Source organism: bacterium (genome assembly GCA_019912885.1).
Taxonomy (GTDB): domain Bacteria; phylum Lernaellota; class Lernaellaia; order JACKCT01; family JACKCT01; genus JAIOHV01.
Genome location: JAIOHV010000039.1, coordinates 1 through 10,698, shown reverse-complemented (window position 1 = coordinate 10,698; position 10,698 = coordinate 1). Strand labels below are relative to the sequence as shown.

The 10,698-nt window shown below is 64.0% G+C and carries 11 protein-coding genes; 7 read left to right on the top strand and 4 right to left on the bottom strand.

Translation table 11 applies throughout. The features are described 5' to 3' along the window. The 3 genes from K8I61_03165 to K8I61_03155 all read left to right on the top strand — a co-directional run. Nucleotides 1–920, top strand: a 920-nt coding sequence (locus tag K8I61_03165; GenBank protein ID MBZ0271009.1) for a Gldg family protein, incomplete at its 5' end; no start/stop codon positions are given. Between the two features lie 11 nt (nt 921–931). After that, nucleotides 932–2,425 (top strand): DUF4340 domain-containing protein, encoded by a 1,494-nt coding sequence (locus K8I61_03160; protein MBZ0271008.1) that lies wholly within the window; start codon nt 932–934, stop codon nt 2,423–2,425. Between the two features lie 245 nt (nt 2,426–2,670). After that, nucleotides 2,671–4,059 (top strand): TIGR01777 family oxidoreductase, encoded by a 1,389-nt coding sequence (locus K8I61_03155; GenBank protein MBZ0271007.1) that lies wholly within the window; start codon nt 2,671–2,673, stop codon nt 4,057–4,059. Nucleotides 4,060–4,134: 75 nt separating this feature from the next. Here K8I61_03155 and K8I61_03150 read toward each other — a convergent pair whose 3' ends face one another. Together K8I61_03150 and K8I61_03145 are read right to left on the bottom strand one after the other, a co-directional pair. Beyond that, the gene (locus K8I61_03150; GenBank protein ID MBZ0271006.1) at nt 4,135–4,305 is read right to left on the bottom strand and encodes a hypothetical protein; all 171 of its coding nucleotides are present in this window, start codon (nt 4,303–4,305) and stop codon (nt 4,135–4,137) included. Between the two features lie 233 nt (nt 4,306–4,538). Then, a complete protein-coding gene (locus K8I61_03145) occupies nt 4,539–5,585 on the bottom strand; it encodes a 6-phosphofructokinase (GenBank protein ID MBZ0271005.1) in 1,047 nt (348 codons plus the stop codon). 186 nt (nt 5,586–5,771) lie between these two features. On the opposite strand from K8I61_03145, the gene K8I61_03140 reads away from it, so the two are divergent. After that, nucleotides 5,772–7,268 (top strand): hypothetical protein, encoded by a 1,497-nt coding sequence (locus tag K8I61_03140; GenBank protein ID MBZ0271004.1) that lies wholly within the window; start codon nt 5,772–5,774, stop codon nt 7,266–7,268. A 139-nt stretch (nt 7,269–7,407) separates the two neighbouring features. On the opposite strand, the gene K8I61_03135 is transcribed toward K8I61_03140, so the two are convergent. Beyond that, nucleotides 7,408–8,655, bottom strand: a complete 1,248-nt coding sequence (locus K8I61_03135; GenBank protein ID MBZ0271003.1) for a hypothetical protein — start codon at nt 8,653–8,655, stop codon at nt 7,408–7,410. Beyond that, nucleotides 8,655–9,506 carry a MoxR family ATPase gene (locus tag K8I61_03130; protein ID MBZ0271002.1) on the bottom strand — a complete coding sequence of 284 codons (852 nt, stop codon included), beginning with the start codon at nt 9,504–9,506 and terminating at the stop codon, nt 8,655–8,657. Before K8I61_03130 ends, K8I61_03135 begins: the two co-directional genes overlap by 1 nt. Before the next feature lie 161 nt (nt 9,507–9,667). Between K8I61_03130 and K8I61_03125 the strand changes: the two genes are divergently transcribed. The 3 genes from K8I61_03125 to K8I61_03115 all read left to right on the top strand — a co-directional run. Further along, a complete protein-coding gene (locus K8I61_03125) occupies nt 9,668–9,886 on the top strand; it encodes a type II toxin-antitoxin system HicB family antitoxin (protein ID MBZ0271001.1) in 219 nt (72 codons plus the stop codon). Further along, nucleotides 9,879–10,100 carry a type II toxin-antitoxin system HicA family toxin gene (locus K8I61_03120; protein MBZ0271000.1) on the top strand — a complete coding sequence of 74 codons (222 nt, stop codon included), beginning with the start codon at nt 9,879–9,881 and terminating at the stop codon, nt 10,098–10,100. Before K8I61_03125 ends, K8I61_03120 begins: the two co-directional genes overlap by 8 nt. A gap of 68 nt (nt 10,101–10,168) precedes the next feature. Further along, nucleotides 10,169–10,698, top strand: a 530-nt coding sequence (locus tag K8I61_03115; protein ID MBZ0270999.1) for a HEAT repeat domain-containing protein, incomplete at its 3' end; no start/stop codon positions are given.

Below are 10,698 nucleotides of genomic sequence, written 5' to 3'. Positions count from 1 at the left end.
CGCGCAACGAGATCCCCGATGCGGAGCTTTTCGCCATCGACCAATACGTCATGAACGGCGGCAAGGCGGCGTTTCTCATCGACCGAAACGACGTCAACATGCAGACGTTCATCGGCCGGCCGATCGCGACCGGGCTTGCCGATCTGGCCGCGCACTACGGCGCCCGCGTGACGCAGCCTCTCGTGCTCGACGAGCAGAACCAGCAGGTCGGCCTGACGCGCATGCAGGGCAACGTCCGTTTTCAGAGCTTCGTGCGTTTCCCGGTATTCGTCCGGGTGACGGACCTGGCCGCGGACAGCCCGCTGACGCGCAACCTGCAAGACCTGACGCTGCCGTTCACCACGCCGATCGAGCTTTCCGCGCCCGAGGGCGTCACGGCGAACGTGATCGCGAAAAGCTCCGAGCGCACCTGGCTGTTCGAAAACGACGACTCGTATCTGGTCGAGCCGCAGCTTCTGCCGCAGCCGGAGGAAGGCGATTTCGTCGGCCCGCGGCCGCTTGTCGCGACGCTCGAAGGATCGCTTCCGAGTTTCTTCGCGGACAAGGCGATTCCCGCGCACGGCTCGGGCGATCCCGTCGCGGCGACCAAGCTCGACGCCAGCCCCGAGACGCGCGTCGCCGTCGTGGCGGGCTCGTATTTCGCCGCGGACGAGCTACGCAACTCGCTTGGCTACGTGTTCTTCGCGAACCTCGTCGACTGGCTTGGCGCGAACGAGCGGCTGATTGGCATTCGCACCAAAACGATCATCAACCGCCCGCTCAACGTGCCCGGCGACGCGGCGCGAAACGCGGTGCGTTACGGCAACATGTTCGTGCCGCCGCTGGCGCTCATCGCGTTCGGCATCGCGCGCTGGCGCTGGCGCGCGCGCAAAAAGCGCAAAGGCGCGGCGATCCTTGACGATCTGCCGAAGGCCGCGTGAGGGGGATGCGCATGCTCTGGAAAAAGACCCTTCGCATGTTGATCGCGTTCGCGGTGCTGACCGGCGCGGCGGCCGTCGCCGCGTTTTCGCCCGAGGGCGATACCGGCCCGGCGCTCACCATGCCGCCGCTCGCCAAGAGCGCGATCGTGAAGATCGAAATCAACAAAGGCGACGCCGAATTTTCGGTCGAGCAGTCCGAGGCCGGCGACACCTGGGTGCTGAATCCCGGCGGGCACGCGGTCAACGATCGAAAGATCGACCTGACGCTCGCGCGCATCGCCGAGACGCGGCCGGGCTCGTTTGTCACCAGGCGCGCCGAGGAGCAGGAGCGTTACGGCGTGGGCGACAACGCGCTTTTGGCAAGCGTCTACACCAAGGCCGGCAAGGTGCTGAGCCTGTACGTCGGGCAGGAGTCCGCGGACAAGGCCGGCAACTACGTGCGCGAGCCGGGCGACGAGCGCGTGTTCACCACGCGCGGCCGGCTGTCGAGCGTGCTGCAGGACGACCCGGCGCAGTGGCGCGACAAGCAGATCGCCAAGTTCGAGGCCGACGAGGCCGCGTCGATGACGCTGGCTCACGGCGGCGAAACGCTTGCGTTCAAGAAGGAAGGCGATAACTGGACCTTCGCCGAGCGCCCCGCGAATCTTCCCGAGAATTACGAGATCGATTCGAACAAGGTGAAGCGCATCGCGCAGCAGATCGGCAGCCTCACCGCGGTCGATTTCAAGGACGACGCCGCCGCGGCGGCGGTCGGTCTCGATCCCCCCAAAGCAACGGTGTCGGTAACGAAGAGCGATGGCGAGACGATTTCGCTTCTCATCGGCGACGAGGACGACAAGAACGTCTACGCCCGGCGCGAGGGCGCCGATCAGGTCTATCTCATCAGCTCGTTCACGCGCGACCAGTTCGTCAAGGGCGCGACCGATCTGCGCGACATGCGCGTCGTGTCGTTTGACGCGGAAGACGCGACAGCAGTTTCCGTAACGAAGGACGGCAAGACGATGGCGTTTGCGAAGACGGGCGATCTGTGGACGCTTGCCGCCGCGCCGGACGATCTGCCGGAAGAATTCGTGCTCGACGACAAGAAGGTCGGCTCGTTCGTGCGCGGGCTCTCGAACATCGAGACGAAAGAGATCCTCGGCGACGCGCCCGCGGGCGCGGGCCTGGCCGATCCGCGCGGGCAGGCGACGGTCACGCTCGCCGGCGGCGGCACGCGAACGATCCGCGTCGGCGCGGAGTCGGGCGAGGATGTGTACCTGCAAAATGGCGACGGGCGCGCGTATATCGCCGCCAAGTTCGCGTCAAGCCGCGTGCTGAAAGGCCCGGACGATTTCAAGGTCACGGCGGCGGGCAACCGCCCGCAGCAGCCGGCCTTCACGCCGGAGATGCTCGAAAAGCTGCCGCCGGAAATCCGCGAGCAGTTCATGCAGCAGCAGCGGCAGAAGATCATGCAAAATCAGCTCATCAAGCAAATGATGAAAAAGCAGGAGAAGGAAGCGGAATAGGCGGGAAGGCTGGAAGACGGAAAGTCTGAAAGGTCATCGCAAACCGTTGTGCGGTCGTCGGCAGGTCCATTTGGTCCATTCGGTCCATAACGTCCATTCGGGCACGGGTACAGGCAGCCACAGCGCGCGTTGCGATTCACACTCAATCCTCAATCCTCGATCCTCGATCCTCATTTTCGTCGTGGACACGCCGCCCGCGTACCCGTAAAACGATTCGACGCAACGCAACGCTTTCGGGAGGCGACGTGGCCGATTTCGATTATCGCAGCGGCATCGAGGAGACGCCCGAACGCGTCTTCGCCTGGCACGACCGCCCCGGCGCCTTCGAGCGCCTGATCCCGCCGTGGCAGCACGTTCGCGTGGCGCGCAACCCCGGCACCCTCGAAAACGGCGCCGAGTTCGAGTTCGAGATCAAGCTCGGACCTGCGTGGGTGAAGTGGATTGCCGAAATCGGCGATGTCGTGCCCGGACAAAGATTTGTCGATCGCCAGAAGTCCGGGCCGTTCGCGTCCTGGGAGCATACGCACGATTTTGTGCTGGAGGCGCGCAAGTTCTGCCTTCTCGAGGACCACGTCCGCTACGAGTTGCCGGGCGGCGCGATGGGCCGCGCGCGCGCCAAAAGCTGGTCGGAGGCCGAGCTTGCCCGCGCCTTTCGCTTTCGCCACGAACGCACCCGCAACGACGTGCAGCGCCACAAGTGGATCGCGCGATACCGACCGATCGCGGTGGCGGTGTCGGGAACGTCGGGGCTGATCGGCGGCGAGTTGATGCACTTTCTGACCGCGGGCGGGCACCGCGTCATCCGCCTGGTGCGCGGCGAGCCGAAATCGCCCGGCGAGGCGCGGTGGGACCCGGCGACCGGCCAGGTTGACGCCGCCGCGCTCGAGGGCATCGACGCCGTCGTTCACCTGGCGGCGGAGAACGTCGCCGACGGACGCTGGGACGAGACGAAAAAACGCCGCATCCTGGAGAGCCGGCGTGATGGCACGCGCCTTTTGTGCGAGACGATCGCGAAATTATCGGCCAAACCGAAGGTGCTCGTGTGCGCGTCGGCCACCGGCTTTTACGGCGATCGCGGCGACGCGGTCATCGACGAAGCCGCCCCGCGCGGCGAGGGCTTCCTGGCCGAGGTCTGCGAGGAATGGGAGCGCGCTTGCGATCCCGCGCGCGAGGCGGGCGTGCGCGTCGTCAATCTGCGCATCGCGCCCGTGATCACGGCCCGGGGCGGCGCGCTTCAAAAGATGCTGCCGGCGTTCCGGGCGGGCCTGGGGGCGCGCCTTGGCGACGGCCGCCAGCTCATGCCCTGGATTTCGCTGGATGACCTTCTCGGCGCCATCTACCAGTCGATCTACCGCGAGCAGCTCGACGGGCCGGTCAACGCGGTTTCCCCCGAAATCGTGACGAACGCGGAATTCACGAAGACTCTCGCGGCGGTGTTGAACCGGCCGGCGATTTTCCGGGCGCCGAAAGCGGCGTTGAAGATCGCGATGGGGGAGCTTGCGGACGAGCTGTTCGCAAGCCAGAACGTGAAGCCGGCGCGGCTCTTGGCCACGGACTTCCATTTCTATTTTCAGGATCTCAAGAACGCGATCTGCAGCGAGCTTGGCGTCGCCACGGACTCCTGGACCGGATAAACGAAACCGCGGGCGGCAACCGCTCGCGGCGCTTGAAATTTCCGTCGTCTTTTCCGTCGTTTCGCGCGATCGACCCTACCAGGATTCGATGGTGATCACCGCGCACCCCACGACCGTGGACACGTAGGCCAAAAGGAAAAGAAGAACGGTGGTCGCGAACGACCCCTTTTTCTTGCCTTCGGCGTCGGTTTGCTCCCACGCGAATCGATGGACCGGCCCCGTCGTGGTCTTCGCTTGAACGTCCATGTGTCTTGCCCTTTCGCCGCGCTAGTTAGCCAAATACAATTCAAAGAAAAAATTCAATCCAGCCTCTAAAATTTCTGTTCCTCCAAATTCCTTCTAAATGTTTCGGTTCCGATTTAATCTATATTTAGCACCATTTTTCGGCGTAAGGCAACGGTAAATGACAGTCCCCCGACAATTTTTTTGCATCTTATGCGAAATTCCTTGCATTACGCGGCATCCATGCCATTTGGTTTTCAACCGAAGAAGGACTGCGCGACCCGATATTCCTCTTCGGGCACCAGGCGGAGCTTCCCAAGCACATTTTCGATGTCCACATCGGTGAACCCGCCCCCGGTGTACGACACGAGACGCCCCGCCTTGCCGGCCTCGATCAGTTCCACCGCGCGGACGCCGAAATTGGTTGCGAGCCACCGATCGAACGCGGACGGCGTGCCGCCGCGCTGGATGTGCCCGAACACGACGGCGCGCGTTTCGAAACCGGTCTGCTTCTCGATGAAATCGGCGAGCCGGCCGCCGATGCCGCCGAGCGCTACGTGCCCGAACGCGTCCGTCTTCTGGTGCTTGAGCACCTCGTCGGACGCGCCCTCCCCCATATCTATCTTCGCGCCCTCGGCGACCGCGACGATGGCGTAGTTTCCGCCGCGCTCCTTGCGCCGGCGCAGGATGTCCGCGATCAGGGCTCCCGTCGTTTCGAATTCCGGAATCGCGATGACGTGCGCGCCGCCGGCAAGCCCCGAACGCAGGGTCAGCCAGCCCGCGTGCCGGCCCATGACCTCCGCGACAAGGACGCGATTGTGGCTTCTCGCGGTCGTGTGCAGGCGGTCGATGCACTCGGTCGCGATGCCAAGCGCGGTGTCGAAGCCGATCGTTGCCTCGGTGCCGAACAGATCGGCGTCGATCGTCTTGGGGATGCCGATAACCGGGAACCCGTCCTTCGACAGCTTCGCCGCGACGCCCTGCGTATCCTCGCCGCCGATCGAGATCAGCGCGTCAAAGCCAAGCTCCTTGAAGTTCTTGCGCGCAAGCTCGGCGTCCTCGACCTTCTTGTACGGATTCGTGCGGCTCGTGCCGAGCATGGTGCCGCCGTCCCACAGGATGTCCTCGACCGAGGGCACGTCCAACTCGAAAAGGTCCTTCTTCAATAAGCCCTTCCATCCGGAACGCACGCCCATGACCTGGTAGTCCATCGATTTCGCGCGGCAGACCACGGCCCGCACCGCCGCGTTGAGACCCGGGCAGTCGCCGCCGCCGGTGAGAACGCCGATCTTTTTCCTCGCCATGATGCCCCCGCATCGCGCCACCCGGTCGAACCGAGCGGACGATCCTGGATTCGATGTTGGGATCGCGCTTCCCCAAAAGCGCCCGCGATTTGGCAAGAGCAGCCCGGGGGGACTTGTTGCGCGTAACCGATGCGCTAGATTTGCGCGATGTTTGCCGACAACGCAAGGGGGTCCGGCAGCGCAGGCGTGCTTGCGCTGATTCTCGTGGGCAGCCTTGTGCCGCTTGCGCTGACCGCCTACCCGCCGCTTCAGGATCTGCCGGACTGGGCGTATCAGGCGCGCATCGCCGCGGACCTGGTTTCCGGAACGGGAGGCGCCGAGGACTTCGCGTTTGTTCACGCGCCGGTGCCCAACGCGGTGGCGACGCTCGCGATGACGCTCCTTGGCGCGGCGATGTCGCCGGCCGCCGCCGCCAAGACCCTCGCCGTATTCACCGCCGCTTTTTTTGCGTTCGCGTGGGTGCGTTTCGTGCGCGCGAACAACGATCGCCCGGCGCCCGCGGCCGAGGTTCTCGGCGCATTTTTCGCGGTCGGCCATTTTTTCTGGATGGGCTATCTCGGCTTTCAGCTCGGCGTCGCCGTGCTGCTGTTTTCGCTCTCGCTCGTGCCCAACGAAGAGCGGGCGTGGACCGCGCGCGAGACGGCAATCTTCGGCGCGCTTTTCGCACTCGCGTATTTCTGCCACTTCCTCGCGTTCGGCGCGCTGATCGTGTTGTTGTTCGGGCATGTCTTCTGGCGGCACGGGTTTTCCCCGCGCGCGTTCGTTCGCCCGCTGGTGGCGCTATCGCCGAGCGCGCTGCTGGCGATCGCGTACGCGGCCTCGCGCGCGGGCGAATTCGGGTATTGGTATCGCTACGGCAACGTCCTGAAGTGGGCGTGGTACAAGGCGGGCCCGTTCGCGCCGCTTGGCGGTTTTTATCCCGCGACGCCGGGCGTGTTGCAGGGAACGTTCGCGTTCGTCAACGCGCTTTTCCTGTTTGCGTTTTTCGTCCTGACGCTCCTGTTGCTCGTGCGTGCGCTGCGCGAGTTCTCCTCGCCGTATCTGCCGGGGCTGGCCGTCCTTTTGCTTTTCGGGTGGTTCGGCCCGACGCGGCTGTTTGAGGTGATCCGTCCGGGCGAGCGGTGGCTGTACGTCGCGGTGCTCGTGCTTGCCGGCACCGTCCGCTGGCGATTGCTGGCGCGGCCCATCGCCGGCGTGCTGTCCGGTTTTCTTGTCGTGTGCGCCCTTGTCAACGGCGTCACCGCGTTTCACGCGGGCCTGTCCGTGCGCCGCCTCGTGGACGCCGTGCGCCTGTCGGTCAAGGGCGGCGAGCCGATCCTGTCGGTCACCGACAGCCACTTTCACTTCCGCGAGGAGCGGCACTTTCTGGAGAAGGCGGCTGATCCCTACAGCTATCCGAACTGGGTGAACAGCCACAAACTCGCGCCGCTCTGGCACCTGGCCGAAACGCGGCCCGTCCCGGTTCCCGAGATGTTCCCAAGCGGCATCATCCGCCAACGCGAACACGGGCTGGAATCGATCAACACACTCGACGCCCTCGCCGATCCGGCGATGACAAAGGGTTATGGCGCGTTCGTGGCGTCGGGCCTGCCGGAGAATCTCAACGAGATCGAAAACGCGGCGCGCCAAAGCTTCCGTGGTCCCGTGCTGCGCGGCCCGCGCTTTATCGTGATCGCGCGGTAGGGCATTCGGCGGTACACCGAGAACACCGAGAAGACACAGAGTTCACAGAGTTTTTCGAAGAAATGTCAAAGATTCCTCCGTGTCCCTCGTGGCTCCCCTGTGGACTCTGTGTACCGTTGATTGCGATTGGGTGTGTCGTTCAAAACGTCGCGCGGAATTCCTCGGGCGGCGGGAGCGATTTCGGGTATTTCGATTTCAGCTCGTCCACCGCGTCCTCGAGCCCGCGGATCGTCAGCTCATACATCGGCACCTGGCGGCGGATGGCGTCCACCGTCCAGTTGCCGTACGTGAAATCCCACTCGCGCTTCGGGATCGGGTTGATCCACACCGCGTGCGCGAACGTCTCCTTGACGCGGCGGACCCATTGCAGACCCGACGCCGACTGCGGCGCGTCGTATTCGATCGCCCCGCGCGGGTGCGTCAATTCGTAGGGCGCCATGCTCGCGTCGCCGACGATGACGACGCGCGTGTCGGGATCCGAGCGGCGCAAAAGCTCCGCCGTCGAAACCGGTTTTTCGTAGCGCGTCGGGTCCTCAAACACCAGGTCGTAGATGCAATTGTGGAAATAGAAAAACCGCACCGACTTGAACTGGCTCCTGGCGTAGGTGAACAGGCTGCGCGTCAGGTGGACGTAGGGCGTCATCGACCAGCCGCCGTTGTCCAGGAAGATGAAGATCTTCAGCTTGTCCACGAGGCGCCGATCGAACACCAGGTCGATCTCGCCGCCCTGGCGCACCGTTTCGCGGATGGACGCCTCGATGTTCAGCTCGTCGCGCGGGCCGTGCGGCACCAAATGACGCAGTCGGTCGAGCGCGGCGCCGATCTTGTCGGGCGTGAGCATCGCGGAGTCGGAGTAGTCGATGTAGCGGCGGTCCATGGCGACCTTGATCGCGCTCCGGTTGCCGGGCCCGCCGCCCACGCGCATGCCGCCCGGATGTACGCCGCCGTGGCCGACGGGGCTTCGCCCGCCCGTGCCGATCCAGCGGTCGCCGCCGTCGTGGCGTTTGGTCTGATCCTTCAGGCGCTCCCTGAAATATTCCATGACCTCGTCGGGCGTCATGGCCGCGAGCTTGGCGCGCTCCTCTTCCGTGAGGTCGGGGCGAATTTTCGGATCGGCCAGCCATTCGGCGAGCATTTTCTCGAGGTCGGCGGCGAGCGTTTCGATGACGCCCTCGGGGATCTCGCGGCCCTCAAAGTAATTCGCGAAGATCACGTCGTAGCGATCGAAGAAGCGCTCGCTTTTGACGAGCAGCGAGCGCGCGACGGTGTAGAATTCGGCCAGGTCGGTGACAAGCCCCGCGGCGAGCGCCTTCTGCAGGCGCAGGAAATCCGTCGGCCTCACCGGCACGCCGTGCTCACGCAACATGTAGAAAAACGGCTGGAACATCAGTTCGCGTAACGCACCTTCTGCGCGCGGTGAAGGTCGTCGGATTTTTTGAACAGCAGGCCCAGAAGCGGCAGCGCCGTGCGGCCGGAGAGGTGCTTCACGTCAAAGGCGGGGTCGCTCGATAGCGCGCGGATCCAGTGCAAAAGCTCGCGCGTCGCGGGCTTTTTCTCAACGCCGGGCACCTCGCGCAGGCGGTAAAAAGTATGGATCGCGGCCTCGGCCAGGCGCTCGGACAGGTTCGGAAAGTGCGCGCCGACGATGCGGCTCATCATGTCCGCGTCTGGAAACGCGATGTGATGGAAAACGCACCGCCCGAGGAACGGATCGGACAGGTCCTTTTTCGCATTGCTCGTGATGACGACAATCGGCCGGTGCTTGGTGGCGATCGTCTTGTCGATCTCTCGGATGTCGAAGGTCATGACGTCGAGCACATCCAGCAGGTCGTCCTGAAAATCGGAGTCGGCCTTGTCGATTTCGTCGATGAGCAGCACGACGCGCGTGTCGCTCGCGAAGGCCTGGCCGATGCGCCCCATGCGGATGTAGTCCTCGATATTCGACACGTCGCGGCTCGAGTCGCCGAAGCGCGAGTCGTTCAGGCGCGTGAGCGTGTCGTAGAAATACAGCGCCTCGACCGCCTTCATGTTTGACTTCACGTTCAGCACGATGAGCGGCACGCCGAGGTTTTCGGCAATGGCGTGCGCGAGCAGCGTCTTGCCCGTTCCCGGCTCGCCTTTGAGCAGCAGCGGCAACTCCAGGCGAATGGCGGTGTTCACGACGGTCTGCAATTCGGGATCAAGGACGTACGTTTGGGTCCCGGTGAAATTGAGTTCGTCTTCCAGATGTCCGGACATTCGTTTTTTCCTCGCTTGATCGAAACGCAAAACCGCGCGGCCCGACGCGGCCGCGCGAGGAACGTAGAATAAGGCCCGCAACGTGACGATTCAAGGAGCTTGCGCCGTTGACGGAGTCAGGAATTTTCGGGACGATACTCCTGCATGCGATCGGAGTTCCAATGAAACTGACAGCACTCATTGAAAAAGAAGGCACCGGCTACGTCTCTTTGTGCCCGGAACTGGACGTCGCGAGTCAAGGCGATACGTACGACGAAGCACTCGGGAACCTCCAAGAGGCACTTGAACTATTTCTTGAAGAAGCGTCCGCGGAAGAAGTTGAACGGCGATTGCGGAGCAACGAGGTTTTTGTCCGTCAAATCGAGGTCGCGGTTGGCTAAATTTCGCGTGCTTTCCGGAAAGGAAGTATGCGCTATTTTAGCCCGACATGGTTTCCGCGAATCCCGGAGACGCGGAAGCCACATCATAATGAAAACGCAATCCGCGGCAGGCAAGATAACGGTGGCCGTTCCAGACCACCGTGAAATCCGTATCGGCACGCTGAAATCCATTATTCGGCAATCAGGTTTGCCAAGCGCCGAATTTTCCGAATGACTATCTGTTCGAGCTTCCGATCCTCGGTCGTAAGCTGGGTTGTTGTTTTTGTTAGCGCGTATTGCGTCATGACTCCCGCCCGCGCCGACGAAATCGACCGGCTCGCCGAAGTCCTGCGCCTTGAGGACACGCGCGCCCGCGCGGATCGATTCGCGGAGTTCATCGCGCCCGACGCGCCGCGTCCCGTCCGCCTTCGCGCGATCGCCGCGCTGGGTTCCGTCGGCGATCCGGAATCCGCCGATCTGCTTTTGCTCTACCTGCGCGACGAGGACGAGGACATCGCCGTCGCCGCCGCGCGCGCGCTTGGCAACGTGTGGGATCCGCCGCGGCTCGCGAAGATCGGCATCGGGCCGGACGGCCGCGCGCTCGACGAGTTGGAGGCGCTGTTCGCGGGATCGTTCGCCTTTGTGCGCAAGCCGCCCGGCCCGCCGCGCGTGCGCGCCGCGGCGATTGACGCCTTCGGGCGCATCGCGACGCCGGAGCGCGCCGTGTCGCTCGTGCGCGCGTTGCGCGACGCGATGCTCGCGCCGCCTTTTTCCGGCGCGAACGTGGCGACCGCGTCGATCTTCGCGATCATGCGAGCCAATCCGCCCGGCGG

Excerpts from the sequence above, each read along its gene's own strand:
- K8I61_03160 (MBZ0271008.1), top strand. The coding sequence starts at position 932 with ATGCTCTGGAAAAAGACCCTTCGCATGTTGATCGCGTTCGCGGTGCTG.
- K8I61_03150 (MBZ0271006.1), bottom strand. The coding sequence starts at position 4,305 with ATGGACGTTCAAGCGAAGACCACGACGGGGCCGGTCCATCGATTCGCG.
- K8I61_03145 (MBZ0271005.1), bottom strand. The coding sequence starts at position 5,585 with ATGGCGAGGAAAAAGATCGGCGTTCTCACCGGCGGCGGCGACTGCCCG.
- K8I61_03135 (MBZ0271003.1), bottom strand. The coding sequence starts at position 8,655 with ATGTTCCAGCCGTTTTTCTACATGTTGCGTGAGCACGGCGTGCCGGTG.
- K8I61_03130 (MBZ0271002.1), bottom strand. The coding sequence starts at position 9,506 with ATGTCCGGACATCTGGAAGACGAACTCAATTTCACCGGGACCCAAACG.
- K8I61_03125 (MBZ0271001.1), top strand. The coding sequence starts at position 9,668 with ATGAAACTGACAGCACTCATTGAAAAAGAAGGCACCGGCTACGTCTCT.